The following is a 25,522-nucleotide window of genomic DNA, read 5'->3' on the forward strand; positions in this document are numbered from 1 at the left end:
TGCCCTGTGTGACTAGGGTTGGCGACGTGGAGGACCTGGACCGCAAGATCGTCGAGCAGCTCTCGACCGACGGCCGCATGAGCTACACCGACCTCGGCCGGGCGCTGGGCATGTCGACGTCGGCGGTGCACCAGCGGGTGCGGCGGCTCGAGAAGCGCGGGGTCATCAAGGGCTACACCGCACGCGTCGACCACGCAGCCATCGGTGTGGCCATGACCGCCTTCATCTCGATCACGCCGCTCGACCCGGCCGCGCCCGACGACATCCCGGACCACCTGCGTGACATCCCGGCCGTCGAGGAGTGCCACTCGGTGGCCGGCGACATGAACTACGTCCTCAAGGTCCGGGTGGCCACGCCGCTCGAGCTCGAGGAGCTGCTGGCCACCATCCGTGCCAAGGCCAACGTCTCGACGAAGACGACGGTCGTGCTCTCCACGCCCTGGGAGTAGTCGCTCTCCGCGAGGCTGTGGAAAAGCTCGCGGTCCGCGCCGCAGATTTCGGCACCATCGGCGGCATGACCTTCGAGAACCTGCCCCCGAACTTCCGCGACCTTGCCCTCGACGACCCGGTGCTCCGCGCCGACGCCGTCGACCTCTTCGTCTCCCACGCCGACCGCGAGTCCGGCTGTCTCGCACTGGTGCTCCTCGACGAGGACCACCGGGTGCAGACGCCGGTCGTCATCGGCGACATGGGGTCGCCGACCCCCGACCAGATGTCGCTCGTCGTCGACAGGGTCCTGCACGAGCTCCGTCCTCCAGCCGTCGTCCTCGCTGTCGGTCGCCCCGGCTCGCCACTGTTCACCGACGAGGACCGGGCCTGCCACCAGGTCCTCACCGACGGGTGCCGGCAGCTCGGGATCGACCTGCTCGCGACCTACGTCGTGTCGGGCAGCGCGGTCCGCGAGCTGCCCGACCACCTGCGCCAGGCGTCCTAGCGGGCGCCGCCGGGCAGGGTGAGGATCTCCGCGCCGTCCTCGGTGATGGCGATCGTGTGCTCGGTGTGGGCAGTCAGGCATCCGGTGGCGCTGCGAAGCGTCCACCCGTCGGCGTCGGTGACGAGCTCGTCGGTGTCGGCCATGACCCACGGCTCGAGAGCGAGGAGCAGACCCGGGCGGAGCGTGAAGCCGCGGCCCGGCCTGCCGGTGTTGGAGACGTGGGGATCCTGGTGCATCGTCGACCCGATGCCGTGCCCGCCGAACTGCGTGTTGACCGGGTAGCCGGCACCGGCGAGCACGGAGCCGATCGCGTGCGACAGGTCGCCGATCCGCGCACCCGGGCCGGCGGCGGCGATGCCGGCCTCGAGGGCCCGCTCGGTCGCCTCGATGAGGGCCCGTCCCACGGGCTGGCCCGAGCTCCCGACGACGAAGGTGATCGCGGCGTCCGCCGCGACCCCCGACTTGAGGACGGCGAGGTCAAGGGTGAGCACGTCGCCGTCGGCAAGCGTGTAGTCGTGCGGCAGGCCGTGGAGGACGGCGTCGTTGACCGAGGTGCAGATGTGGTGGCCGAACGGGCCACGCCCGAACGAGGGCTCGTAGTCGACGTAGCAGGACTCCGCGCCGGCCCCGGCGATCATCGCCTTGGTCCACGCGTCGATCTCGAGCAGGTTGGTCCCCGGCACGCTACGAGCCCTGACGGTCTGGAGGATCTCACCGACCAGCGCGCCGGTGACCCGGCCACGCGCGACCTCGGTGGGGCTGAGGATCTCGATCATGGGGCGACCCTCTCACGGGTCCTGACGGGCGATCGGCGCCAGGGTGGCGTGGGTGACCCGGACGAGGTCGGCGGGGGTGAGCTCGAGGTCGAGCCCGCGGCGACCTCCGGAGACGAGCACGCGCTCGTGCGCGGTGGCCGACTCGTCGACGACCGTGCGCAACGGACGCTTCTGACCGATGGGGGAGATCCCGCCCACGACGTAGCCCGAGCTGCGCTCCGCGGCGGCCGGGTCGGCCATCCCCACCCGCTTCACCCCGAGGGCCGAGGCGATCGCCTTGAGGTCGAGCGTCCCGTCGACGGGCACGACGCCGACGGCCAGGCCTTCGCCGGTGTCGACGAGCAGGGTCTTGAACACTCGAGACGGCTCGACACCGAGCGCCTGCGCGGCCTCGAGGCCGAACGACTCGGCCGCGGGGTCGTGCTCGTAGGCGCGGACGGCATACGAGATCTTCGCCCGCGTCAGCGCGGCGGTCGCCGGAGTGCCCACCGAACCACCGCGGTCCTTGCGTCCCATGACGGGAGGGTATGCCGTCCGCTACTCGCGCGTGGCGAAGGTGCGCATCAACGCGGCGGCGCCCGAGAGCACGACGACGACGAGTCCGTAGATCGTCGCGGTCGTCTCCAGCCCGAGCTCGGGAGTGGCGAACCCGGCGGCGACGGCGGGCAGGCCGAACGCGAGGTAGCTGACGACGAACACGCTCGAGAAGAGCTCACCGCGCTGGTCCGGGCCGACGGTCGGCGTGATCGACCGCATGATCCCGAGGAACGAGGTCCCGAAGCCCGAGCCGGCAACCACGGCAGCGAGCAGGAAGCCGACGAGCGACTCCGCGTGGAGGGCGACCAACGTCAGGGCGGTCCCGAGGGCGAGCATCGTCGTGCCGTAGATCGTGACCTGTCGAGGGGTGCGGTTGCGCCACAGGTAGCAGCTGAGGGAGCCCACGCCGGTGAGCACGGCGACGACCGAGCCCTGCGCGAGGTGCGAGCGGCCGCCGAGGAGCTGCCCGACGATCGGCGCGCCGAGCGAGAGGTAGAGGCCACCGGTGGCCCACCCGGCGAAGAGCGCCGGTGCGCTCCGCCGGAAGGCAGGACGCGCGGCCGACGGGATGCCCACCCGGGGTCGCAGCGAGCGGGCCCAGCCCTCGTGGCGCGGTGAGGTCTCGGGCAGCGCGAGCGAGCCGAGCGCCATGACGACGTAGGTCGCCGTGAGCGTGGCGAACACGAGGGTCAGGGCACCGCCGGGGCTGGCATCGAGGACAGCGCCGGCGACCAGGGCTCCGGCGGCGAGCCCGAACAGGGGAGTCACGCTGTTGAGGGTCGCGGCCAGTCCGGGGCGCGAGGCGGGCTCGAGATCGGTGAGGGCTGCGGTCATGGTCGACAGGAGGAGGCCTCCGGCGACACCCTGCACGGCGCGGGAGACGAGGAGGGTCGCGACGCTGTCGGCGTGCCAGAAGCCGACCATGCTGGCGGCGAGGACGGCGAAGCCCACCGCCAGGACGGGCCGGCGGCCGATGTGGTCCGAGAGGGATCCGGTGACGAGCAGGGTTGCGAGCAGGGCCAGCGCGTAGACGCCGAAGATCGTCGTCATCATGCCGGCGGAGAAGCCGATCTCGCGCTGGAGCACCGGGTAGAACGGGGACGGCGCGCTCGCGCCGACCATCATGGCGATCACCGACGCGAGGGCCAGGACGAACCCGGGGCCTCGACCCAGCCGTCGCCGCTCGGCCTCGCCGCGGCGGGCGGGCACCTGTTCGTCACGGTGACCAGCGCTGGTTCGGATGCTGCTGGTCGTGCTCATGGAGGGCCTCTCGGACGAAACAACGGTACGAGAGGAGTCGAACGGCGGCCGCGGCCCGCGCATTCCCCGGAACGCCCGACGGGCCTGACCCTCAGGGAGAGGTTCAGGCCCGTCGGGTGGGTCCTACATATCAGTCGAGGTCGCGCGCCGAGGCGTCGCGGCTGGCACCGGCACCGGCGAGGGCAGCGGCGTGCACCTCGTCGACGTCGGTGTTGGACCGCCACCAGTCCTGACCGGCCTCGGGCAGCGTGTAGATCGGGTCGTAGTAGACGTACTCGCGCGACAGTGCGGCAGCGTCCTCGCCCTCGATCGAGGTGCGGTAGTTCTTGCGCCAGAACGACATGCCCTTGTCTCGGTCGTAGCTGTCGACCTGGTGCACCCAGCGCTTGCCGACGAACGGCACGTCGCAGACGATGCGCGGGGTCGCGAAGCCGGGGAGGTAGCCCATGATCGAGTGCTGGAGGTGCTGGGCCTCGTGCAGGGCGAGCCGCCAGTGCTCCGAGAACGGGATCATGTCGCACATGTAGAAGTAGTACGGCGTGATCATCGCCTCGTCCTGGAGGGCGAAGCAGAGGTCGAGCAGGTCCTCGCTCGTGTCGTTGACGCCGCGCATGAGGACGCCCTGGTTGCGGACGTCGCGCACGCCCGCCTCGAGCATCGCCTTGGCCGCGTCGGCGACGAGCGGCGTCACCGACTGCGCGTGGTTGACGTGGGTGTGGATCGCCAGCGAGACGCCGCGCGAACGGGCCAGCGCCGAGACGCGCGCGACGCCCTCGACGACGTCGTCCTGGAGCCAGTGCTGGGGAAGCCCCATAAGCGCCTTGGTCGCGAGGCGGATGTCGCGGATGTTGTCGATCCGCAGCAGCTTGTCGAGGAAGCCCTCGAGGTTCTTCCACGGCATGTTGGCGACGTCGCCGCCGGAGACCACGACGTCACGCACCTGTGGGGTCCGCTGCAGGTAGTCGAGCATCGCGGCGTGCCGGTCGACCGGCTTGCCGGCGAGCTTGAGCTTGACGATCTGTGCCGTGGAGTTGCCGACGAGGTCCATGCGCGTGCAGTGGCCGCAGTACTGCGGGCACGTCGGCAGCATCTCGGCGAGCACCTTGGTGGGGTAGCGGTGGGTGAGTCCCTCGACCGCCCACATGTCGTGCTCGTGGAGGCTGTCGCGGGCGGCGAAGGGGTGCGAGGCCCAGTCGGTGCGTCGGTCGCTGAAGACCGGGAGCATGTAGCGGCGCACCGGGTCGGCGAGGAACGCCTCGGTGAACGCGGCGCCGGCGGCCGGCATCGACCTGTCGGTCCAGCTCATCTCGCTGACCATGGTGTTGAGCATCTGTGGCGGGACGAGCATCGACATCGTCGCGCGCTCGGCCTGGTCGCGCTCGAGGTCGGCGTAGAAGGCGTCAGTGAGCAGGTCGCCCATGAGGTCGCGCAGCTGCGTGACGTTCTTGACGCAGTGGGCGCGCTGCCACTGCGCGCTGGCCCAGTCAGCCCCGGTGACGTCGCGCCACCCCGGGAAGCGGGTCCAGTCGGGCTCGACGAGCTCCTTGCGCCGGTAGACGTAGGGCTGCTCGATGTTCGTCGTCATGCATGCGAGGATACGGACAGAACACCCGTCCGTCACATCCATACCGCAATATTTGTTGCCGCGTGTCGCCAGACAGGAGAACTTGCGTGTCCGCCTCGCCCTCGTCACCCACCGGGACGTCCTCGCCGCTGGGGGTCCACCGGGTCCTCGAACCGGCGGGGGAGTACCTTCCCCAGGCCGCCCGGGTCCTCGACGCCCGCCCCGAGCTGTGGGACGACGAGGTGCGGATCGACGTCGAGACGCTCAACCTCGACGCCGCCTCCTTCCGGCAGCTGCACGACAAGCACGGCGGAGACGGCTCCGCCATCCGGGCCGAGGTGCTCGACATCGTGCGCACCCGGGGCAAGATGCAGAACCCCGTCACCGGCAGTGGCGGCATGCTCATCGGCACGGTGGCGGAGGTCGGTCCGCAGTCACCCCTCGGGCTGGCTCCCGGCGACCGGGTCGCCACCCTCGTCTCGCTGTCCCTCACCCCGCTGGCGATCACCGACGGCCTCGAGCGCTGGGACGGGCTGGGGGAGCGGGTGCCGGCCGCGGGCCACGCGATCCTCTTCGGACGCTCGATCGCCGCGAGGCTCCCCGAGGACCTCGCACCCGAGCTCGCCCTCATGGTCATGGACGTCTGCGGCGCACCAGCCCTCGTGGCCCGGACCGTCGAGGCGTATGCCGGCCGGCCGCCTTCCGACACCGCCGCGCGGTCCGGGGACGGCCCGTCCGTCGTCGTGCTCGGGGGAGCGGGCAAGTCCGGCTCCCTCTCTTTGGCAGCCGCAGCCCACGCGGGTGCGACCCGCCGGGTGGCCGTCGTGCGCGACGCCACCGAGGCCGCGCTGCTCGAAGGCACGGGGCTGGCCACGCACGTCGTCGTCGCCGACGCCCGCAGCCCGCTGGGCCTCAGTGAGGCCTTGTCCAGCGCCGGTGGCCCGGCCGACCTCACCGTCGTCTGCGTCGACGTCACCGGCTGCGAGCAGCCGGCCATCCTCGCGACGGCCGACGGCGGCACGGTGATCTTCTTCTCGATGGCGACGAACTTCGCAGCCGCTGCCCTGGGTGCCGAGGGCCTGGCCGCCGACGTCACGATGCTCGTCGGCAACGGCTACGTCCCGGGCCACGCGGCCTACGCGCTCGACCTGCTGCGCGGCAACGCCGCGGTGCGAACCCTGTTCGAAGGTCGCATCGAGGACTAGCAGGGTAGTTTCGCGGTGTGGTGACGAGCATCTACATCGCGGGGACCGAAGCCCAGTCCGGCAAGTCGGCCGTCGCCGTCGGGCTGCTCGACCAGCTGGGCCGGCGAGCCGGTCGGGTGGGGGTCTTCCGGCCGATCGTTCGCGCGGGCGGACCCGACGAGCTCGTGCAGACCCTGCTCTCGCGGCTGCCCGGCACGCTCACGGTGGATCAGGCCTGCGGCGTGACCTACGACGAGCTCCACGCCTCGCCCGAGAGGGCCATGGGGCTCATCGTCGACCGCTTCCACGAGGTGGCGCGCGAGCACGACGTCGTCCTCGTCGTCGGCTCGGACTTCACCGACGTCGCCGCGCCCACCGAGTTCTCGGTCAACGCCGCCGTCGCCGCCAACCTCGGCTCCCGCCTCCTGCTCGTCGTGCCGGCGCGCGGCCACGACCCCGTCGAGGTGGCCACCACCGCCGAGATGGCCGTCGCGGCGGCCAGGGGCGTCCACGCCCACGTGACCGGCATCGTGGCCAACCAGGTCGCGCCCGACCTGCTCGACGCGACCCGCGCCGCCGTCGCCGACCGCCTCGCCGTCCCGGTCCAGGTCCTGCCGGAGACGCCGCTGCTGCGGGCCCCGACCGTGGCCGACCTCATGGACGCGTGTGCGGGGCGCCTCGTGCACGGCGACCCGGCGTTCCTCGACCGCGAGTGCATGGGTCTCGTCGTCGCGGCCATGACGATGCCGCACGTGCTCGACCGCCTGATCGAGGGTGGCGTGGTCATCGTGCCCGGCGACCGTGAGGACGTCGTCATCGGCGTCCTTCTCGCGCACCGCTCCAAGACCTTCCCCACGCTGTCGGGCATCGTCCTCAACGGCGGCTTTCCCCTGCCGCCGCAGGTGGAGCGGCTCATCGTGGGCCTCGACGTCGCGCTGCCGGTCATCTCCACCGACGGGGGCACGATGACGACCGCCACCAAGCTGGGCGCCGCTCGGGGGCGGCTCACACCGGACTCGGCTCGCAAGCTCGCCGCAGCCGTGGCCATGGTCGAGCGCGGGCTCGACGCCGAGGCGGTCCTCGGACCGGTGGCGACGGCGGGGAGCGGCGTCGTCACGCCGCTGATGTTCGAGCACCGGCTCGTGGACGCCGCGAAGGACGCCGACTCGCACATCGTCCTTCCCGAGGGAGCCGAGGACCGGATCCTGCTCGCCGCGGACACCGTCCTCGCCCGGGGCATCGCCCGGCTGACGCTCCTCGGCGACCCGGAGACCATCCGCGCCCATGCCTCACGGCTGGGAGTGGACGTGTCCGCGGCCGAGCTCATCGACCCGGCCACCAGCGCGCTGCGCGAGCGGTTCGCGGCGAGCTACGCCGCGCTCCGTGCGCACAAGGGCGTGACCCTGGACCAGGCCCGTGACCGGGTGGTCGACCCGTCCTACTTCGGGACGATGATGGTCCACGAAGGGCTGGCCGACGGGATGGTCTCGGGCTGCATCACGACCACCGCGCACACGATCCGCCCCGCGCTCGAGATCGTGCGAACCGCACCCGACGTGTCCGTGGTGTCGAGCGTCTTCCTCATGTGCCTCGCCGACCGGGTCCTGGTCTACGGCGACTGCGCCGTCAACCCCGACCCGACCGCCGAGCAGCTCGCCGACATCGCGGTCTCCTCGGCGCGCACGGCCCAGCGCTTCGGCATCGAGCCCCGGGTGGCGATGCTGTCGTACTCGACGGGGGAGTCCGGCACGGGTGCCGACGTCGACAAGGTCCGGGCGGCGACCGCGCTCGTCCACGAGCGGGCCCCGGACCTGCTCGTCGAGGGCCCGATCCAGTACGACGCCGCCGTCGACCCCCGGGTCGCCGCGACCAAGCTCAAGGACAGCCCGGTGGCGGGCCGCGCAACGGTGCTCGTCTTCCCGGACCTCAACACCGGCAACAACACCTACAAGGCGGTCCAGCGCAGCGCGTCCGCCGTGGCGATCGGCCCGGTCCTCCAGGGCCTCAACCGCCCGGTCAACGACCTCTCGCGCGGGGCGCTCGTGCGCGACATCGTCAACACCGTCGCGATCACCGCCATCCAGGCCGGCGCCTGATGACGACCGCGCGCCCCGTCCTCGTTGTCAACGCGGGATCCTCCTCGCTCAAGTACCAGGTGCTCGACGCCGCGTCCGGCGAGACGGAAGCGTCGGGCATCGTCGACCGGATCGGCGGTGCCGGACACCTCAAGCACACCACCGGGGGCACCACCCACCAGCAGGACGTCTCGTGCGCCGACCACGCCGAGGCGCTCGAGGCCGCCCGGTCGGCCCTGCGCGAGCACGGCCCCGACCTCGGCGGGATCGACCTGTTCGCCATCGGCCACCGCGTCGTCCACGGTGGGCCGAGGTTCACCGAGCCCGTCCTCGTCGACGACGACGTCGTGGCCGCGATCGAGGAGCTCGTCCCGCTCGCCCCGCTGCACAACCCGGCGAACCTCGAGGGCATCCGCAGCGCGCGGTCGTCCTTCCCGGACGTGCCCCAGGTGGCCGTCTTCGACACCGCCTTCCACCAGACCCTGCCAGCCGCCGCGCACACGTATGCCGTCCCGGCCGCGTGGCGCGACGAGCACCGCGTGCGCCGCTACGGCTTCCACGGGACGTCGCACCGCCATGTCTCCCGGCGCACGGCAGAGCTCCTCGGGCGCGACCCGAACGAGTGCAATGTCATCGTCCTGCACCTCGGCAACGGCGCCAGCGCGTGCGCCGTCCTCGGCGGTCAGAGCGTCGACACCTCGATGGGTCTCTCGCCGCTCGAAGGGCTCGTCATGGGCACCCGCTCGGGCGACGTCGACCCCGCCCTCGGCGCCTACCTGGAGCGGGTCGCGGGACTGGACCCGACGGCATACGACACGGCCCTCAACAAGGAGAGCGGGCTCAAGGGGCTGGCGGGAGCCTCGGACATGCGTGAGGTCGAGGCACGACGCGAGGCCGGTGACGCCGACGCGGCGCTCGCGGTCGACGTCATGGTCCACCGCCTCCGCAAGTACGTCGGTGGGTATGCCGTGACGCTCGGGCGCGTCGACGCCATCGCCTTCACAGGCGGGATCGGCGAGAAGAGCCCTCTCGTCCGCGGGCTCGTCCTCGACGGGCTCGGCATCCTGGGCGTCGAGCTCGACCGTCGCGCCAACGAGGAGGGCGAGCCCGAGCGGGCCGTCACGACGGCGTCGAGCCGGATCCCGGCCTGGGTCGTGCCCACCAACGAGGAGCTCGAGATCGCGCGGGCGTGCCTCGCCGTCCTCGAGGGTCAGCGGAGCCGGTAGACCGACACGTGTGAGCGTGACTCGGACGTGAAGGCCGCGTCGCTCCAGTCCGCATGCCGCGACTCGAGGGCGAAGCCGGCCAGCTGTCCCATGAGATCGAGCTCGGACGGCCAGATGTAGCGATGGGGTGTGAAGCCGATGCGGGCCGACCTGCGGTCGGGCCCGGTGGCGCCCGGGTCGAACCTCACGTGGTGGGACATGAGTCGCTGGCTCGCGGTGTCGATCGCGTCCAGACCGAGGTAGCCGTCCTCCACCGAGAAGACCTGCGCCGGCGCCGAGGGCGAGACCGACCGCAGGTCCGGCACCCAGAGCTCGATGACGAAGCGCCCGCCCGGCGACAGGTGGGCCGCCGCGTTGCGGAAGCAGGCGACCTGCGCCTCCTGGGTGAGGAGGTTCGCGATCGTGTTGAAGACGAGGTAGACGAGGGAGAACTCGCCGTCGACCCTCGTGGTGACCATGTCCCCGTGGTCGGCGGTGACGGCCTCTGCCCCCTCGGTTCGGGCGAGCTGGGAGAGCATCGGCCGGCTCAGCTCGATCCCGGCCACCGGGACCCCGCGACGTGCCAGCGGGATCGCGACCCGACCCGTGCCGACGGCGAGCTCGAGGGCGCGGCCACCGCCCGCCAACCCCGCGAGACGGTCGAGGGTCGGCCCCAGGACCTCCTCGGACCACATGCCCTCGCCGGGGCTGTCGTACGAGGCGGCGGCCTGCTCGTCCCAGAGCTCGTCCTGGCTGAGGTGGTCCAGGCGCGTGAGGTCGAGAGTCATGACGTGAGCATGTCCACCCGCGGGGGTCGCCGGCAACCGACTTCTGACCGGCGTGGAGTCTGTTGTGACGATCTTGCGGCGCGGCGCGGGGGTGGCCGCAAGATCGGCGGTGAGGTTGGTAACCTGCCGTCGTGTCTTCACGTCCCCGCCCCCTTCTCGAGCTCGACCGGGCCGATGTCCGCCGCGCCCGCTCGCTCGCGCGCTCCGTCGGCAGGCCGGTCGTCAGGATCGCCGGCCGGCACACCACCGTGTCGGTCGAGCGCGCGACCCTGCGCCTGGCGGGACTGGCCGGCGCGGACCACGAGCGGGTCCCGTGGGTCAACCACCTCGTCGACGCCGTCCGCGAAGGAGCCGGCCTCGAGCACGGTGTGACCCTGCCGGTCTGGGACGCGCTGCGTCGCGGCGTCGCACCCGACCTCCTCACCCTCGCGCAGATGGCGAGCAGCCGGTCGGTCGACTTCCGGGTCCCCGAGGGCAAGGACGCCACCGCGGCAGCCAAGCAGTCCCGCACGGCGGTGGCACACGGCATACGCACGATCGACCGGCAGCGAGCTGCGCGCGAGCGGCTCGTCAAGCGCCATGGCGACCCCGAGCAGCGGCCCTGGATCTACCTCATCGTCGCCACCGGCGACATCCACGAGGACATCCCGCAGGCCCAGGAGGCGGCCCGCGAGGGCGCCGACGTCATCGCGGTCATCCGATCCACGGGGCAGAGCCTGCTCGACTACGTCCCCGAGGGTGCGACCCGCGAGGGGTATGCCGGCACCTACGCGACCCAGGAGAACTTCCGGCTCATGCGGGCCGCGCTCGACGAGACGAGCAAGGAGGTCGGCCGCTACATCCGGCTGACCAACTACGCCAGCGGCCTGTGCATGCCCGAGATCGCGACCCTGGCCGGGCTCGAGCGGCTCGACATGATGCTCAACGACTCGATGTACGGCATCCTCTTCCGCGACATCAACCCGATCCGCACGTTCGTCGACCAGCGGTTCAGCCGCCAGATCCACGCCCGCGCCGGCATCATCATCAACACCGGCGAGGACAACTACCTCACGACGAGCGACGCCGTCGAGGCCGCGCACACGGTCACGGTGAGCCAGCTGCTCAACGAGTACTTCGCGAAGGAGGCGGGGCTCGAGGACTGGCAGCTCGGGCTCGGCCACGCCTTCGAGATCAACCCCGACCTGCGCGACAGCTTCCGAATGGAGCTCGCGCACGCGCTGCTGGCCCGCACGCTCTTCCCGGACGCGCCGCTCAAGTGGATGCCGCCGACGAAGCACATGACCGGGGACGTGTTCCGGGGCAACCTGCTCGACGGGTTCTTCAACCTCGCCGGCGCCCTCACCGGCCAGGGCATCCTGCTCGTCGGGATGATGACCGAGGCCGTCGTCACCCCGTGGATCTCGGACCGCGACATCGCGCTCCAGAACGTCCGCTACGTCCTCAACGCCGCCGGCGGGCTCACCGAGGACTTCCAGCCGCCGCGCGACGGCTTCATCCAGACCCGGGCCAGGCAGGTGCTGGGCGAGGCCATCGACCTGCTCCAGCAGATCTCCGACGAGCCCGGCAAGGCACCGCTCCTCGAGGCCATCGCCGACGGCACCTTCGGCGAGATGAAGCGACCCGCGACGGCCGGCAAGGGCCTCGACGGCGTCGTCGAGCGGGCCGACGGCTACGACAACCCCGCGATCACCCTCCTCGAGAGTGGAGCAACACGATGAGCAGCTCGCACGGCGAGGCCGAGGTCGCCGAGATGCCCTCGGTCGTCCGCCCCTACGGCGACCAGACCGGCGACGGGATGGTGCAGGTGTCGTTCACGCTGCCGATGCCCAACAGCAAGCGAGCCGAGGGCGCGGCCCTCCAGCTCGCCGGCAGGATGGGCATCGAGCCGGCGATCGTCGTCCACCACAAGGCGATCGGCGACGGCTTCACCTTCTTCGTCGTCTACGGCTCGGTCAAGCACCTCGTCGAGCCGGGCCTCGTCGAGGTGGTCGAGCGCGAGTTCCCGCTGCTCTCCGGCAAGGAGATCAACACCGCGATCAAGCGACAGCTGCACCGCAAGCTCGTGGTCGTCGGCGCGTGCATCGGCACCGACGCGCACACCGTCGGCATCGACGCCATCCTCAACATCAAGGGCTTCGCCGGCGAGAAGGGCCTCGAGTACCACCGCGAGATCAAGGTCGTGAACCTCGGCGCGCAGGTGCTCATCCCCGACCTCGTCGAGCGGGCACGAGCCGAGAGGGCCGACGCCGTCCTCGTCAGCCAGGTCGTCACCCAGCGCGACGCGCACATCCACAACACCACCGCGATGTCCGCGGCGTTCCGTGAGGCGTTCCCGGCGGGCAAGGTGCCGCTGCTCGTCGTCGGCGGGCCACGCTTCGAGGAGGGGTCGGCCGGCGCCCTCGGCGTCGACCGGATCTTCGGCCGAGGCACGACCCCCGGTGAGGTCGCGAGCTACCTCGTGCACGCCCTCGTGCCCCAGGGCACCGCCGCCACGCACAGCAAGGGAGCATGAGCACCATGACCGCAACCGTGGGCCAGCGGGTCACCCACCGCCGCTACGTCCCCTACAGCCACGCCCACTACGCCGGCAACCTCGTCGACGGCGCCTACTCGCTGGCTGCCTTCGGTGACGTCGCGACCGAGATGTGCATCCTCACCGACGGCGACGAGGGTCTCTTCGCCTCCTACAGCGACGTCCAGTTCCTGGCGCCGGTGCGCGCCGGCGACTGCATCGAGATCGAGGCGACCCTCGTCCGGGTCGGGACGCGCAGCCGCGAGCTGGAGTTCGCCGTGCGCGTCGTCGCCCGGGGCAACCCGGAGCGCGGCGAGTCCGCCGCCGACGTCCTCGACCCGCCGGTCGTCGCCACGACGGCCCGCGGAGTCGTGGTGGTGCCACCGCGCTGAGGTCGGTGACCTACGGTGGCTCCGTGCCGCCGCGAATCCCGTATGCCGTCAGCGTCCTCGGTGCGCTCGTCGCCGGCGTGCTGCTCTGGCTGGCCTTCCCCACCCACAACCTGTGGTGGCTCGCCCCGGTCGCCGTCGGGCTGCTCGGGGGAGTGACGATCGACGTCGGCGGGCGGCGCGGCTTCCTGCTCGGGCTGGTCGCAGGATGGGCCTTCTTCGTGCCCGTCCTGTCGTGGTCCGGCGTCTATGTCGGCAAGGTCCCGTGGTTCGCGCTTGCCACCCTCGAGGCGCTCTACCTCGCCCTCATGTGTGCCGTCGTGGGCTTCGTCGGGCGTCGCCTGCGTCCCCGCTGGGGCGACTCCGTGTATGCCGTCATCCCCTTGGCGTGGGTCGCCCAGGAGCTCGCGCGCGGCACGACGCCATTCGGTGGCTTCCCGTGGGCTCGGTTGGCGTTCAGCCAGGCCGACAGCCCCCTGGCCAACGTGGCGCAGATGTTCGGCGCGCCCGGTGTCACCTTCGCCGTTGCCATCGTGGGGACACAGATGCTCATGGCGCTCGACATCGTCCGGCGCCACAGACTTCAAGCGCTCGCCATCGCCGCCACCACGATCGTCTGGGTGGCCTTCGCAGGGCTGCTGGACCCTCCCGTCGACGGACGACGCGTCACCGTCGCCATGGTGCAGGGCAACGTGCCGCGACCTGGCCTCGACTTCAACGCCGAGCGCCGCGCGGTCCTCGACAACCACGTGCGCGGCACCGAGCTCGTCGCCGAGAAGGTGAAGGGTGAGCTGGGGGAGCGGATCCTGGAGCCACTGAGCCTCGTCGTCTGGCCCGAGAACTCCTCCGACATCGACCCGATCCGCAACCCCGACGCGGCCGCCCAGGTGCAGCGCGCGCTGTCGGCGGTCGGTGTGCCGGTCATCGTGGGCGCCGTCCTCCAGGAGCCGCAGCCCGATGTCTCCAACGTCTCGCTGCTCTACCGGCCCGGGGGAGCGGAGCCCGAGCGCTACGTCAAGAACCACCCGGTGCCCTTCGCCGAGTACATCCCCTACCGCTCGTTCTTCCGCAACTTCAGCGACAAGGTCGACCTCGTCACCAAGGACTTCGCCAAGGGGACCGAGCTCGGTGCCTTCCGGGTCGACGCCCCGTCGGGCGCCTACTGGGCACTGCCCACGATCTGCTTCGAGGTGGCCTACGACGGCCTCATGCGCGACTCGGTCACCCAGCCCGGCAAGGACGCCGGCCTCATCCTCGTCCAGACCAACAACGCGACGTTCGGCTACACCGCAGAGTCCGAGCAGCAGTTCGCCATCTCACGGATCCGGGCCATCGAGCACGGGCGCTCGGTCGCCCACGTGTCGACCGTCGGCGTCTCGGGGTTCATCGCTCCCGACGGCACCGTGACCGGCAAGACCGGACTGTTCACCGCCGAGCAGCGGATCGGCTCCGTGGCGATCCGCACCGACCGGACGCTCGCCGACCGGCTCGGGCCGTGGCCCGAGTGGCTCGCCCTCGGCGCACTGCTCGGAGTCGTCCTCGTCGCAGCGGGGCGAGGCCGAGGCGTTAGGGTCGAGCGACCCGATCCGGAGCAAACCACGAAGGACCACGTTGACTGAGCGTCCCATCCTCGACCGCGTCGTCGTGCTCATCCCCACCTACAACGAGCGCGAGAACCTCCCGACCATCGTCGGTCGAGTGCGCCGTGCGGTCCCTGAGGTCGACATCTGCGTCCTCGACGACAACTCTCCCGACGGGACCGGCGAGGTCGCCGACGAGCTCGCCGCAGCGGACGACCAGGTCCACGTCCTGCACCGGGCCGGCAAGGAGGGCCTGGGCGCGGCCTACCTCCACGGGTTCGCGTGGGCGCTCGAGCAGGGCTACGACGCGGTCGTCGAGATGGACGCCGACGGGTCCCACCGCCCCGAGGACCTCCGTCGGCTCCTCGATGCCGCCCGCGACGCAGACCTCGTCATCGGCTCCCGATGGGTCCCCGGCGGCAAGGTCGTCAACTGGCCGACCCACCGCAAGGTGCTCAGCGTGGGCGGCAACATCTACACCCGCGTCCTCCTCGGCATGGACGTCAACGACGCCACGGCCGGCTACCGCGTCTACCGCGCCGAGGCGCTGCGCCGGCTCGACCTCGCGAGCGTGGAGTCGGCGGGCTACTGCTTCCAGGTCGACCTCACCCGCCGGGCCGTCCTCGCCGGTCTCGACGTGGTCGAGGTGCCGATCACGTTCGTCGAGCGCGAGATCGGCGACTCCAAGATGGACCAGAGCATCGTCCGGGAGTCCCTCGGACGGATCACGGTCTGGGGCGTGCAGCGCCGCAGCGAGCAGCTGAGGGAACGGCTCGCGGCGCGCACGCGTTGGCACAGGTTGTGAACCACCCGATCGGCTCCACCCCCTACGCGCGCCGACAGCGTCGACCGCGCTGGCTCACGTTCGTGCTCGTCGGTCTCGTCCTCGTACCGGTCATCGAGATCGCCGTCCTCGTCGCCGTCGGCAGGCTCATCGGCATCGGCTGGACGCTTCTGGCCCTCATCGCGCTCACGGTCCTCGGGACCTGGCTGATGCGCCGCGAGGGGTCCCGTGCCTGGAAGGCGCTGCGCGAGGCGTCCCACACGGGGCGCATGCCGAGCCGCGAGATCGCCGACGGGGCGCTCGTGCTCATCGGCGGGTTCTTCCTGCTCCTGCCCGGCTTCGTGAGTGACGTCATCGGGCTCTTCTTCGTCCTGCCGTTCACCCGGGTCTTCGCTCGCCGGCTGCTCGAGGCCTTCGTCGCGAGCCGCGTGCTCGTGGCCATGCCGTTCACCGGTGGCGGACCTCGCTCACCCGGGGCCCAGGGCACGATCCGCGGCGAGGTCGTCGACGAGACCCCCGACTGACTGCCCGAAGGCGAGGGCACTGCCTCGACGTGGGGCAGTCAGCTGGGTGGGCCCGGACGCACGTATGCCGTGTGCCCGAGGTGGGCACACGGCATACGGCGTCTGTGGGGGGACGACCCCGTCAGGCGGACTTCTTCTTGCCCGGCTTCTCGCCGCGCGAGGCGCGCAGGAGGGTGAGGCGCTCCTCGAGGAGCTCCTCGAGCTCGGGGATGGAGCGACGCTCGAGCAGCATGTCCCAGTGGGTGCGGACGTGCTTGACGGGCTTGGCCTCGGGCTCGGGGCCACCGCCCTGGAGCTTGGCCTCCTCGCCGCAGCGGCACTCCCACACGGAGGGGATCTCCGCCTCGATCGAGAACGGAAGCTCGATGCGGTGACCCTGCGGGCACAGGTAGGTCGTGATCTGCCGCTCGCTCGGGACGACGTTCGCGTCCGTCTCCATGCTGAGGGCGCCGAGTCGGCTGCCGCGCAGGCTGCGTTCTGCCATGGGGTTACTCCCAACGAATTCGTGGATCCCGGCGGATGGGTGCGATGCGCCGGGTGTCACAGGGTGAAACGGATGAGGAACACGTGTTGTTCCGAGAGCAGCGATGATGTCGCTGCCGCCTGGCAGGGCCCGTTTCCCCCGTGTGAATGCACACGCCCACTAAGGCGTGACAGAACAGTCTAGCGGATTCAGAGGACTGCTGGCACCTCGTTGCCCGCCTCGCGGATCCCACGAGCCATGTCGACCTTGGCGAGCAGCGCGCCGCCGAGCACGAAGAACACGATGAGAGCGAGGATCGCCGGCCGGTAGGAGTCAGTGACCTGGTGCACGACGCCGAAGATCACGGCGCCGAACCAGCTCGTGCCGCGCTCGAGCGCCTGGTAGAGGCTGAAGAACTCGGCCTCTCGGTCGCGGGGGACGAGCTGGGAGTACATCGAGCGGCTGAGCGCTTGCGTGCCGCCCAGGACCAGACCGATGCCCACGCCCAGTGCGAAGAGGGCGGCCAGGGCCTTCTCGGGGACGAAGAACGCCGCCACGATGACGAGGACCCACATGGCGATGCCACCGAGGACGGTGCGCCAGGCCCCCACGCGACGGGCGACCTGACCGAAGATCAGCGCGCCGCCGAAGGCCACGAACTGGACCATGAGGAAGAGCGTGAGCATGGTCGTCTCCGAGAAGCCGAGCTCGGCCGTGCCGTAGAGGCTCGACTGGCCGATGACCGTCTGGATGCCGTCGTTGAAGAACATGTAGGCGACGAGGAAGAGCAGGGTCTGCCGCAGCCCCAGGAGGTGCCGGAACGTGTCGGACAGCTGGCGGAACGTGCCACCGATGACGCCCGCCTTCGCGGCGACGACGGGCCGCTCGACCCCACGCATCTGCCACATCCCGAGGACAGGGATGAGCGTGAACAGGCCCCACCAGAGGCCGGCCATGAGCATGCTGATCCGCACCGTCTGGCCGGTGCCGCCGAACGTGTCCTCGTTGCTGAGCATGAGGAAGTTGACGGCGAGCAGGAGGCCGCCGCCGAGGTAGCCCAACGCCCAGCCCCGCGAGGACACCTTGTCGCGGTCGTCGGGGTGGGCGATGCGCACGAGGATCGCGTCGTACACGACGAGCGAGGCACCCAGCGCGATGCTGGCCACCATGAGCAGGGCGACGCCGAGCTGCCAGTTGCTGCCCTTGACGAAGAACATCGACGACGCCGCGACGGCACCGATGCCGGCGAAGAGCGCCATGAGCCGGGCCGGGCGCTTGGTGCGGTCGGCGATGGCGCCCACGAAGATGAGCATCAGCGCCCCGACGAAGGTCGAGAGGCCGACCGTGTAGGGGTGCAGCGACCCCGGGTCGATGGGCAGACCGAGGACGTTGAGGTCCGTCGTGCAGTCGGCTCCGTCCGCCAGGCCGGGACACGCGGCCTCGGTCGCGATCGAGGTGAGGTAGGGGCCGAACAACACGGTCGCCGTCGTCGTCACGAAGGCCGAGTTGGCCCAGTCGTACCAGTACCACGGTCGCTGGTAGCGCGCCGTTTCGGCGTACTCGTCGATGGCGGGAGGGGCTGACTGCGTCGTCATGTGCCGAACTGTGGCACACGGTGCGGGCTGCTGGGGCGAGTACGTCTACTCAGCACCCGCGAGTCGCGCACTCAGCCCGACGGCAGGGCAGTCAGCCCGCGAACTCCCAGTGCCACGGCTCAGGAGTCGCCCCGCCGGGACCGGCCCAGCTCGGGTGGAACCAGCCGTAGAGGGGGGCGTTCTGCTTCATCCAGAGGTGCGCGGGGGAGCCGAAGTTGTTGATGCCGCCGCACAGGTCAAGCGCCATGCCGAGCCCATGACGGCTGGTCCCCGGACGGGCGGCGAAGCGGCCGCGCTTGGCCTTGGTGACGTACTGCTGGCTGAGCGAGCGGTAGGAGTCCGTGACGCAGATCGGGCTGCCGGTCTGACGCGCGTAGGCCTGGGTCATGGCGTTGAACGCGGCGGCTGCCCGGGGCGAGAGCATCTCGCCGGGCGCCTGCCAGAGCGGGCAGAGGGCGCTGGTCGGGTAGAGGCCGTTCGGGTAGTTCGTCGATGCCGTGCTGCACGGCCTGCCCACACCGGCGGTGGTGATCGCCGAACCGAGGACGCCCACGAGCTTGGCGTAGGCCGCCTTGGCCTCCGGCGTCTGGATGCCGGCGAGGTATGCCGCGATGGGACCGGCCTTGGCCACGTCGGCCGTGTGGGACTTGCGCAGGGCCGCCAGCTTGGCGTTCTGCGTCCTGACCAGGCCGTCGAGCTGGGCCTTCTCGCGCACGATCGTCGCCGCGGCGTCGGTCGCGGCCTTGAGGGCGTCGGCGCGGACATCGGTGAGGTGGTGCTGGCGGGCGGTCAGGGTGCGAACCTCGTCGACTGCGCGGACGCGCTGGTCGGTGAGGTAGGACAGGTCACCCATCGGGTCACCGACCTCGGCCTCCTCGGTGCGCATCGCGTCGAGCATGGCGAGCAGCTCGCCGTTGGTCCCACCCTCGGCGTAGGCCTGGAAGGCCCACTCGCGCACGATCGCCCGGGCCCGCTCGAGCCGTGCCTCCAGAACCCCGAGCTCGACCTTCGCCTGCGCAGCGGACGCGGTGGCTGCGGCCTCGGTGGTGCGTGCCTCGGTGAGCGACTCGAGGAGGGCGTTGGACTGCGTCGACAGGACGCGCAGCTCCTTGAGCGCCAGCGAGAGGCCCGTGTTGGAGGCGGTGATCTGACCCCAGATCTGCTCGGCGGCGGCGACCTGGTTCGCGAGCTCGGTGGTGCTCAGCGTGACGTCAGGGTCGAAGGAGCGCGGCCCGTCGTCGGGGTCACCGGGCCTCGGCGGCTGCCACGGGAGTCGCGGTGTCGGGGTAGGGGAGGACGTCGGCGTCGGTGTGGACGTCGTGGGTGCGGGAGTGGGGCCCGGTGGCGGCGGTGTTGTCGTCGTCGGGGACGGCGGCGGAGGCGTCGGCGTGGGCTCAGGGGTGGGCGTGGGCTCCGGCGGCGTCGGCGTCGGCTCCGGGGTGGGGGTCGGTTCCGCGGTCGTGGCGGACGCGTCGGGGGCCGGAGTCGGCTCGGCTGCCGCGACTCCCATGCCCAGCGCAACGGCGGCCGCTGCGGCGGCCACACCTGTCGCGACTCGCGACAGTCCGTTGCGTTGCATCGTGGATCACTTCCCGGGGACGCTGCGTGCGACCCCTGCGCTGACCGGGTCCTGACCCGGCGGTCGTGGAGACCAGCCTAGAGGAGGCCCCGAGGGCTGTCAGCCGTTCGGGGTGGACGCGAGCGCCTCCGTGACCGCCTTGGCGAGCGCCGCGTGCCCGGCATCGTTGGGGTTCGTGCCGCTCGCGACCATGAGGTCGGGCTGGCCCACGAGCGGCTGTCCGGTGTCGAGGTAGGTCACCCCGGTGGCCTTCGCCGCGTCGGCCACGACCGTCGTGAGGTCGTCCAGGCTGTCGGGCTGCTCGCGCAGGTCCCACCACGGGTTGACGACGTAGATCTTTGCCTCCGGCAGCGCCTTGCGCAGACCGGTGAGCGTGGCCGAGACCGCCGAGGCGACCGCCTCGGCATCGAGCCCGGTGTCGTTGCCGCCGCCCGTGACGACCACCGCCGAGGGGGCTGCTGCCGCGGCCGCACGCACGGAGTCCTTGAAGTTGGGGCAGGCGGCGTCGCCGCAGGAGCCCTCGGGACCGATGCGCAGGTAGCCCGTACGGGCGTGGCCGAGGTTGACCTCCTTGAGCCCGAGCTCACCGGCGACGATCGCGGTCCAGCGCTTGCGCGGCGTCGTCGCACTCCTGCCCTCGGCGACGGAGTCACCGAGGAAGACGACCGGCCCGCTCGCAGCCGTGGGAGTGGGCGAGGGGGAGGCGGTCCGGGACGACGTCGGCGTGGCCGCGACGTCGGAGGACGCCGGCACGGTTCCTCGGCTGCGCAGGGAGAAGCCGACGAGCACGAGAGTCAGGACGAGGAGACCGGCCAGGGCGCCGTTCTGCAGGCGGTCGTTCATGCCCGCAGTGTTCCACGCGGCATCGCGGGGATCCCGTCTGCCGCGTCTTGTCCGGTGGGTCGTCCTCATCGGACAAGCCGCGGTCGTCCGGTTGCCCGGGCCCACGGGGACGGAGAGGGTGAGGGCAGCTCGTGGATCACCGTCGTCCCACTAGGAGCACCACATGTCTCGCCGCCTCCCCAGACCGATCTCCCTCCTCGCCGTCGCCGTAGCGCTCGGCCTCACGACCCCCGCCGTCGCTGCTGGGCCGCTACCGGCCGCAGGAGCCGCGACCTCGCTGACGTCAGAGGTGAACCCGTTCGTCGGGACCCAGGACAACGGCAACACGTTCCCCGGGGCCAGCGCCCCGTTCGGCATGGTGCAGGTCAGCCCCGACACCGGCGGAGAGGGTGGCTACGACTACTCGCAGTCGTTCATCCACGGCTTCAGCCAGACGCACCTGTCCGGCGTCGGGTGCCCGGTCGTCGGTGAGCTCCCCGTCATGCCGACGACGGGAGCGGTCACGTCGACGGACCACACGGCATACCGGAGCGGTTTCTCGCACGACGACGAGGAGGCGACACCGGGCTACTACCGGGTGGGGCTCACGAAGTACGACATCGACGCGGAGCTCACGGCGACCGACCGCACGGGGTGGCAGCGCTACACCTTCCCGGCGGGGCAGCAGGCCAACGTCCTGTTCAACACCGCGAAGGCCAACAGCACCGTCTTCGACTCCGAGATCCACGTCGTGGGCGACCGGACGATCGAGGGCCGGATCCACAACGGGAACTTCTGTGCAGGCAAGGACGAGCACACGATCTATTTCTCGGCGGAGTTCGACGCACCGTTCGAGTCGTTCGGGACCTGGACCGGGTCGACCAGGACGCCCGGATCCCGTGACGCCTCGACCACCCGTGGTGGCAACGGTGCCTGGGTGACGTTCCCGGCGGGGACGACGAGCAGCGTCCTCAAGGTGGGCGTGAGCTACACCGGCGTGGCGGGTGCCCGGGCCAACCTCGAGGCCGAGACCGCGGACTCGTTCGACTTCGACGCGACCCGCGCGGCGCTGACCCAGCGCTGGGAGGGCGAGCTCGGCAAGGCCCGCATCACCGGCGGGACCGAGGCCCGGCGGACGGCGTACTACACGGCGCTGTACCACGCGCTGCTCCACCCGAACCTCGCCGAGGACGCCGACGGGAAGTACTTCGGCTGGGACGGCAAGGTGCACACCTCGGACGGCTGGACCGCACGGCAGAACTTCTCGCTGTGGGACACCTACCGTCCGCAGAACCAGCTTCTCGAGATCCTCGCGCCCGACGTGGCCCGCGACTCCTACCTGTCCATCCTCGCGATCGGTCGCGAGGGCGGCTGGCTGCCGAGGTGGGCGCTGGCCAACAGCGAGACCAACATCATGACCGGTGACCCCGTGACGCCGTTCCTCGTCGAGGGCTGGTCGAAGGGCTTCCTCGCCGGCCACGAGGCCGAGGCCTATGCGCTGCTGCGCCAGAACGCCACCGAGCGCCCGCCGGTCGACAGCCAGTACAACGGGCGCAGCGGGCAGCACTACTACGAGCGGCTCGGCTACATCCCGTTCGGCCTCGAGCTGGGCACGGACTGCGTCCACCACGGCGGCGACAACGACTGCGTGCACCCCGCCTCGGCGACCCTGGAGTACGCCGTCGCCGACGCCTCGTTGGCGATCATGGCCAAGGGCCTGGGCAAGAGCGCGGACGCGGCGATGTTCGACGAGCGAGGTCGCAGCTACCGCAACCTCTACGACACCGAGACCGGCACCTTCCGGCCGCGCCTCGAGGACGGCACCTGGCTCGACCCGTACGAGCCGGTCGCGGCGTCGAGGGCCTTCCACGAGGGTGGCGCCTACCAGTACCAGTGGCTCGTCCCGCAGGACCCGGCCGACCTGGTGGAGCTCATGGGTGGCAGGCCGGCCGCGGCCGAGCGGCTCGACGCCTTCTTCGCCTACGACAAGCTGCTCACCGATCCCGAGGGCACGGTGCGCACCGACTGGATCGAGGCGACCTACGCCTACTACAGCAAGCCGACCTACAACCCGAACAACGAGCCCGACCTGCTCGCGCCCTACATGTACGCCTGGGTCCGCGAGCCGGCCAAGACCGCGACGGTGGCGCGGGCGGCATACACGCTGTTCAACCCCGGGCCCGACGGGATGACCGGCAATGACGACCTCGGCACGATGTCGGCCTGGTACGTCATGTCGTCGTGGGGGCTGCACCCGCCGATGAGCGGCGCGAACTACTTCGTCGTGTCGAGCCCGCAGTTCGAGCGGACCGACATCACCGTCGGCCGGCCGGAGACGGGTTCGGCTCGCCAGGGCGGGACCCTGACGATCACCGCTCCCGGTGTCTCGGACGACAAGCGGTACGTCCAGTCGCTCGAGGTCAACGGCTCCCGTTCGACGAAGAGCTGGGTCAGCTGGGATGCGCTGCGTTCCGGTCGCTCGCTCGAGCACGTCGTCGGCACGGCGCCGAGCTCCTGGGGCACGCTGCCGTCCGACGTCCCGCCGTCGGTGTCGACGGCCAAGGGCTCGTCGACGGTCTCGCTGAGCATGTCGGTCAAGCCGAACCCGCTCGTCCTCGCGACCGGCGCCACGAGCGGCACGTTCGTCGTGGACCTCGTCGGTCAGGCGCAGAAGAGCCTGCCGGTTCGGGTCTCGGTGGCGACGCCGGGGGGCTGGACGGCCAGCCCGTCCGCGACGGACGTCGTGCTCAAGAGCAACGGGGTTCCGGCGTCGAAGTCCGTCCCGGTGACCCTCACGGTGCCGGAGGGCGCGTCCGGTGCTCACGAGGTCGTCGTGACCGTGTCGGCACCCGGCGTGCCGGACGTCGAGCGCACGCTCCCGGTGCGCTTCCAGGTGCCGCTCACCTGCGCCGCCGGGGCGGCTCCGTGTGCCGTCGACCTCGCGGGTGAGCGCAACCACGACGGGACCGCCACGGTGTCGGCGTCGACGGAGGGCAACTTCGACGGGGGCGGCTGGAGCTACGACGCCGCGCTGCTCCCGGCCGCCGGGTCGTGGGAGCACCAGGGCATCCCGTATGCCGTCCCGTCCCCTTCGGGAACGGCCGCCAACTTCGTGGAGGCGCGAGGGCAGACGCTGCTGGTGCCGACCGGAGCGCGGTCGAACCTGCGGGTCATCGGCGCCTCCCACGGCGGCGACGTGACGACGGCGCTGCGGGTGACCTACACCGACGGCTCGGTGGCGGACCTGCCGTTCGCCCTCACCGACTGGGCCGCCGGGTCAGGTCGCAACGGCAACACCGTCGCGATCGCGATGGGCCACCGGATCCGTGCCGGCCAGGGCGTCGACGGTCCGCCCGTCCAGCTCTTCGCCGCGTCGGGGGCGACCGACGGCTCGAAGCAGCTCCGGTCCATCACCCTGCCGGCGGACCCGCGGTTCGAGGTCTACGCGCTGACCCTGCAGTGAGCTGACCCGCCCCGTGCCCGCCGCCCTGTCCACAGGGCGGCGGGCATCGGCATGTCGTCCACAGGGACCACACCTCGGGCTGGTGACGGGTCGCCGCGGGCCTGCACCCTGCTTGACGACAGTGATGTGGACGCGGACGGCGAGGAGTGGGGCATGGCGACACGGGCACGAACGACGGTGGCCGCAGAGGCGGGGTCGGGGGCGGAGACGCCGTCCGGCGCCCGGAAGGCGGGCCCACGGGCGAAGACGGCACCGCCGGCGAAGACAGCGGTGCCAGGGAAGACAGCGGTGCCAGGGAAGACAGCGGCGGCGGCGCGCACGAAGGCAGGGGCGCCACCCACGGTGGGCGAGGACGCGGTGAACGTCGTCGAGCTCGCCGGGCGGGTGAGCGGGGAGCCGGAGGCCCGGGTGCTGCCGAGCGGCGACGACCTCGTCACGCTGCGCCTCGTCGTCGCCCGGCCAGGAGGAGGTCCGGTCGACACGATCGACCTGGCCTGCTGGTCGAGGTCCGCCCGCCGGTCCGCGAGTCGGGTGAGCGACGGCGACCACGTGCACGTCACCGGCGCGCTGCGACGCCGCTTCTTCCGGACGCCGGGCGGGGCCGCGAGCCGCTACGAGGTTGAGGTGACCACCCTGTCCCGTCGGCGGGTCAGTGGGTGAGCTTGAGGCCCACCACACCGGCGGTGCCGACGGCCCCGATGCCGACCCAGACGGCATACGCCGTCCCGATCGGCAGGTCACGCATCGCGTGGGCGAGGCCGCCCATGCTCAGGACGAGCGCAACACCGAAGACGGCGGTCGGTGCCGGTCTGGTGAAGCCCTCCGAGCGGCCGAGGGCGGTGGCCCACACGGCTTCGAGGACACCGGAGACGACAAGGACGATCCACGACATGACGAGCCACTCCTGCGGGCCGTCTTGTCGCGTTGCCGGGTACGGCACCCCTCGTCCGGGAGCCCGGATCCAGGCTCTGCCGCGAGCGTCTCACATGGGGGAGTGGGCGGCAAACCCGCTTCCGAGAGGGGCGTGGGGAGTCACAGCTCCTTCTCGTAGTAGATCGCGAGCGGGCCCTCGCCACGGCCCTCGTGGCAGTCGAAGCCGAACGACTCGTAGAGGTGCCGCGCCGCCTCGTCGTCCTCGGACGTGTTGAGGTCGACGTACGTGGCCCCACGAGCCCGGCAGTGGTGGAGGACGTCGGTGAGGAAGGCGCGACCGAGCCCCTTGTTCCGCTGGGCCGGGGCGACGTAGAGCTCGGCGATGTAGGCCTCGGTCTCGTCCGCCCAGGTCGCCACACGGAACCGGACGATGGCCAGGCCAACGGCGGGCTCGCCCGCGAGCAGCACGCTCGTGTCGCCACCGGCCACGAGGCGTGAGAGGTGCTCGGTCATCCACGCGACGTCGGGGACGGGGTCGTCGTACTCACGCTGGAAGTCCGCGTAAAGCGCTGCCGCACACTGAAACTCGTCTCGAGTGTGAACCACGCTGCC

24 protein-coding genes and 1 riboswitch are annotated in these 25,522 nt (G+C 71.3%); of the genes, 13 read left to right on the forward strand and 11 right to left on the reverse strand.

Features of this window, described 5'->3' with window-relative positions:
- Nucleotides 1–26 precede the first annotated feature (26 nt).
- Together LL946_RS16935 and LL946_RS16940 are read left to right on the forward strand one after the other, a co-directional pair.
- Entirely contained in the window at nucleotides 27–449 is a 423-nt protein-coding gene (locus tag LL946_RS16935; protein ID WP_404382739.1) for an Lrp/AsnC family transcriptional regulator, read from the forward strand.
- Between the two features lie 65 nt (nucleotides 450–514).
- Nucleotides 515–934, forward strand: a complete 420-nt coding sequence (locus tag LL946_RS16940) for a hypothetical protein (RefSeq protein ID WP_404382741.1) — start codon at nucleotides 515–517, stop codon at nucleotides 932–934.
- On the opposite strand, the gene map is transcribed toward LL946_RS16940, so the two are convergent.
- From map to LL946_RS16960, 4 genes are all read right to left on the reverse strand, one after another.
- A complete protein-coding gene (map, locus tag LL946_RS16945; protein WP_404382743.1) occupies nucleotides 931–1,710 on the reverse strand; it encodes a type I methionyl aminopeptidase in 780 nt (259 codons plus the stop codon). The two genes, LL946_RS16940 and map, sit on opposite strands and share 4 nt — an antisense overlap.
- 12 nt (nucleotides 1,711–1,722) lie before the next feature.
- Nucleotides 1,723–2,226: a Cys-tRNA(Pro) deacylase gene (gene ybaK / locus LL946_RS16950; protein WP_404382745.1), complete on the reverse strand. Its 504-nt coding sequence runs from the start codon at nucleotides 2,224–2,226 to the stop codon at nucleotides 1,723–1,725.
- Nucleotides 2,227–2,247: 21 nt separating this feature from the next.
- The gene (locus tag LL946_RS16955; protein ID WP_404382747.1) at nucleotides 2,248–3,507 is read right to left on the reverse strand and encodes an MFS transporter; all 1,260 of its coding nucleotides are present in this window, start codon (nucleotides 3,505–3,507) and stop codon (nucleotides 2,248–2,250) included.
- A gap of 130 nt (nucleotides 3,508–3,637) precedes the next feature.
- Nucleotides 3,638–5,092: a KamA family radical SAM protein gene (locus tag LL946_RS16960; protein WP_404382749.1), complete on the reverse strand. Its 1,455-nt coding sequence runs from the start codon at nucleotides 5,090–5,092 to the stop codon at nucleotides 3,638–3,640.
- Between the two features lie 86 nt (nucleotides 5,093–5,178).
- Here LL946_RS16960 and LL946_RS16965 point away from each other — a divergent pair, with 86 nt between their 5' ends.
- Genes LL946_RS16965 through LL946_RS16975 form a run of 3 tightly spaced genes read left to right on the forward strand, consistent with a single transcriptional unit; the run spans nucleotide 5,179 to nucleotide 9,556 of the window.
- The gene (locus tag LL946_RS16965) at nucleotides 5,179–6,276 is read left to right on the forward strand and encodes an L-erythro-3,5-diaminohexanoate dehydrogenase (protein WP_404382751.1); all 1,098 of its coding nucleotides are present in this window, start codon (nucleotides 5,179–5,181) and stop codon (nucleotides 6,274–6,276) included.
- Between the two features lie 17 nt (nucleotides 6,277–6,293).
- Entirely contained in the window at nucleotides 6,294–8,351 is a 2,058-nt protein-coding gene (pta, locus tag LL946_RS16970; RefSeq protein WP_404382753.1) for a phosphate acetyltransferase, read from the forward strand.
- Nucleotides 8,351–9,556 (forward strand): acetate/propionate family kinase, encoded by a 1,206-nt coding sequence (locus LL946_RS16975; RefSeq protein ID WP_404382755.1) that lies wholly within the window; start codon nucleotides 8,351–8,353, stop codon nucleotides 9,554–9,556. The genes pta and LL946_RS16975 overlap by 1 nt, the downstream gene beginning before the upstream one ends.
- Here LL946_RS16975 and LL946_RS16980 read toward each other — a convergent pair.
- Nucleotides 9,541–10,323 (reverse strand): class I SAM-dependent DNA methyltransferase, encoded by a 783-nt coding sequence (locus LL946_RS16980; protein WP_404382757.1) that lies wholly within the window; start codon nucleotides 10,321–10,323, stop codon nucleotides 9,541–9,543. The genes LL946_RS16975 and LL946_RS16980 overlap by 16 nt on opposite strands.
- A gap of 131 nt (nucleotides 10,324–10,454) precedes the next feature.
- Here LL946_RS16980 and LL946_RS16985 point away from each other — a divergent pair, with 131 nt between their 5' ends.
- From LL946_RS16985 to LL946_RS17010, 6 genes are read left to right on the forward strand one after another with little or no spacing between them, the layout of a single operon-like run.
- Complete coding sequence (locus LL946_RS16985) at nucleotides 10,455–12,044, forward strand: lysine 5,6-aminomutase subunit alpha (RefSeq protein ID WP_404382759.1); 1,590 nt, start codon at nucleotides 10,455–10,457, stop codon at nucleotides 12,042–12,044.
- Entirely contained in the window at nucleotides 12,041–12,838 is a 798-nt protein-coding gene (locus LL946_RS16990) for an OAM dimerization domain-containing protein (protein WP_404382761.1), read from the forward strand. Before LL946_RS16985 ends, LL946_RS16990 begins: the two co-directional genes overlap by 4 nt.
- On the forward strand, nucleotides 12,835–13,230 hold the full coding sequence (locus LL946_RS16995; RefSeq protein ID WP_404382763.1) for a hotdog domain-containing protein: 396 nt from the start codon (nucleotides 12,835–12,837) through the stop codon (nucleotides 13,228–13,230). The genes LL946_RS16990 and LL946_RS16995 overlap by 4 nt, the downstream gene beginning before the upstream one ends.
- A 23-nt stretch (nucleotides 13,231–13,253) precedes the next feature.
- Nucleotides 13,254–14,846 (forward strand): apolipoprotein N-acyltransferase, encoded by a 1,593-nt coding sequence (lnt, locus tag LL946_RS17000; protein WP_404382765.1) that lies wholly within the window; start codon nucleotides 13,254–13,256, stop codon nucleotides 14,844–14,846.
- A complete protein-coding gene (locus LL946_RS17005; protein WP_404382767.1) occupies nucleotides 14,839–15,612 on the forward strand; it encodes a polyprenol monophosphomannose synthase in 774 nt (257 codons plus the stop codon). The genes lnt and LL946_RS17005 overlap by 8 nt, the downstream gene beginning before the upstream one ends.
- Nucleotides 15,609–16,115, forward strand: coding sequence for an FxsA family protein (locus LL946_RS17010; protein WP_404382769.1), 507 nt, complete (start codon nucleotides 15,609–15,611; stop codon nucleotides 16,113–16,115). Before LL946_RS17005 ends, LL946_RS17010 begins: the two co-directional genes overlap by 4 nt.
- 121 nt (nucleotides 16,116–16,236) lie before the next feature.
- Here the strand turns inward: LL946_RS17010 and LL946_RS17015 are convergent, their stop codons facing one another.
- The 4 genes from LL946_RS17015 to LL946_RS17030 all read right to left on the reverse strand — a co-directional run bounded on the left by LL946_RS17015 (nucleotide 16,237) and on the right by LL946_RS17030 (nucleotide 20,595).
- Complete coding sequence (locus LL946_RS17015) at nucleotides 16,237–16,599, reverse strand: RNA polymerase-binding protein RbpA (RefSeq protein ID WP_404382771.1); 363 nt, start codon at nucleotides 16,597–16,599, stop codon at nucleotides 16,237–16,239.
- A gap of 188 nt (nucleotides 16,600–16,787) precedes the next feature.
- Nucleotides 16,788–18,173 carry an MFS transporter gene (locus LL946_RS17020; RefSeq protein ID WP_404382773.1) on the reverse strand — a complete coding sequence of 462 codons (1,386 nt, stop codon included), beginning with the start codon at nucleotides 18,171–18,173 and terminating at the stop codon, nucleotides 16,788–16,790.
- Between the two features lie 91 nt (nucleotides 18,174–18,264).
- Nucleotides 18,265–19,752 carry a D-alanyl-D-alanine carboxypeptidase family protein gene (locus tag LL946_RS17025; protein WP_404382775.1) on the reverse strand — a complete coding sequence of 496 codons (1,488 nt, stop codon included), beginning with the start codon at nucleotides 19,750–19,752 and terminating at the stop codon, nucleotides 18,265–18,267.
- Between the two features lie 99 nt (nucleotides 19,753–19,851).
- Nucleotides 19,852–20,595, reverse strand: a complete 744-nt coding sequence (locus LL946_RS17030; RefSeq protein WP_404382777.1) for an SGNH/GDSL hydrolase family protein — start codon at nucleotides 20,593–20,595, stop codon at nucleotides 19,852–19,854.
- Between the two features lie 163 nt (nucleotides 20,596–20,758).
- Here LL946_RS17030 and LL946_RS17035 point away from each other — a divergent pair, with 163 nt between their 5' ends.
- Together LL946_RS17035 and LL946_RS17040 are read left to right on the forward strand one after the other, a co-directional pair.
- Nucleotides 20,759–24,037, forward strand: coding sequence for a GH92 family glycosyl hydrolase (locus LL946_RS17035; RefSeq protein WP_404382779.1), 3,279 nt, complete (start codon nucleotides 20,759–20,761; stop codon nucleotides 24,035–24,037).
- Nucleotides 24,038–24,325: 288 nt separating this feature from the next.
- Nucleotides 24,326–24,697, forward strand: a complete 372-nt coding sequence (locus tag LL946_RS17040; RefSeq protein WP_404382781.1) for a single-stranded DNA-binding protein — start codon at nucleotides 24,326–24,328, stop codon at nucleotides 24,695–24,697.
- Here the strand turns inward: LL946_RS17040 and LL946_RS17045 are convergent.
- Complete coding sequence (locus tag LL946_RS17045; protein ID WP_404382783.1) at nucleotides 24,687–24,929, reverse strand: DMT family transporter; 243 nt, start codon at nucleotides 24,927–24,929, stop codon at nucleotides 24,687–24,689. The two genes, LL946_RS17040 and LL946_RS17045, sit on opposite strands and share 11 nt — an antisense overlap.
- 13 nt (nucleotides 24,930–24,942) lie before the next feature.
- Nucleotides 24,943–25,009: riboswitch (guanidine-III (ykkC-III) riboswitch) on the reverse strand.
- A 60-nt stretch (nucleotides 25,010–25,069) separates the two neighbouring features.
- Nucleotides 25,070–25,516 carry a GNAT family N-acetyltransferase gene (locus tag LL946_RS17050; protein ID WP_404382785.1) on the reverse strand — a complete coding sequence of 149 codons (447 nt, stop codon included), beginning with the start codon at nucleotides 25,514–25,516 and terminating at the stop codon, nucleotides 25,070–25,072.
- Between the last annotated feature and the right edge of the window lie 6 nt (nucleotides 25,517–25,522).

The organism is Knoellia locipacati (assembly GCF_044791685.1).
GTDB lineage: Bacteria > Actinomycetota > Actinomycetes > Actinomycetales > Dermatophilaceae > Knoellia > Knoellia locipacati_A.

Excerpts from the sequence above, each read along its gene's own strand:
- LL946_RS17025 (WP_404382775.1), bottom strand. The coding sequence starts at position 19,752 with ATGCAACGCAACGGACTGTCGCGAGTCGCGACAGGTGTGGCCGCCGCA.
- LL946_RS16995 (WP_404382763.1), top strand. The coding sequence starts at position 12,835 with ATGAGCACCATGACCGCAACCGTGGGCCAGCGGGTCACCCACCGCCGC.
- LL946_RS17045 (WP_404382783.1), bottom strand. The coding sequence starts at position 24,929 with ATGTCGTGGATCGTCCTTGTCGTCTCCGGTGTCCTCGAAGCCGTGTGG.
- LL946_RS17020 (WP_404382773.1), bottom strand. The coding sequence starts at position 18,173 with ATGACGACGCAGTCAGCCCCTCCCGCCATCGACGAGTACGCCGAAACG.
- LL946_RS17035 (WP_404382779.1), top strand. The coding sequence starts at position 20,759 with ATGTCTCGCCGCCTCCCCAGACCGATCTCCCTCCTCGCCGTCGCCGTA.
- LL946_RS17030 (WP_404382777.1), bottom strand. The coding sequence starts at position 20,595 with ATGAACGACCGCCTGCAGAACGGCGCCCTGGCCGGTCTCCTCGTCCTG.
- LL946_RS16980 (WP_404382757.1), bottom strand. The coding sequence starts at position 10,323 with ATGACTCTCGACCTCACGCGCCTGGACCACCTCAGCCAGGACGAGCTC.
- LL946_RS16990 (WP_404382761.1), top strand. The coding sequence starts at position 12,041 with ATGAGCAGCTCGCACGGCGAGGCCGAGGTCGCCGAGATGCCCTCGGTC.
- LL946_RS16955 (WP_404382747.1), bottom strand. The coding sequence starts at position 3,507 with ATGAGCACGACCAGCAGCATCCGAACCAGCGCTGGTCACCGTGACGAA.
- map (WP_404382743.1), bottom strand. The coding sequence starts at position 1,710 with ATGATCGAGATCCTCAGCCCCACCGAGGTCGCGCGTGGCCGGGTCACC.
- LL946_RS17015 (WP_404382771.1), bottom strand. The coding sequence starts at position 16,599 with ATGGCAGAACGCAGCCTGCGCGGCAGCCGACTCGGCGCCCTCAGCATG.
- ybaK (WP_404382745.1), bottom strand. The coding sequence starts at position 2,226 with ATGGGACGCAAGGACCGCGGTGGTTCGGTGGGCACTCCGGCGACCGCC.
- LL946_RS16960 (WP_404382749.1), bottom strand. The coding sequence starts at position 5,092 with ATGACGACGAACATCGAGCAGCCCTACGTCTACCGGCGCAAGGAGCTC.
- LL946_RS16940 (WP_404382741.1), top strand. The coding sequence starts at position 515 with ATGACCTTCGAGAACCTGCCCCCGAACTTCCGCGACCTTGCCCTCGAC.
- LL946_RS16975 (WP_404382755.1), top strand. The coding sequence starts at position 8,351 with ATGACGACCGCGCGCCCCGTCCTCGTTGTCAACGCGGGATCCTCCTCG.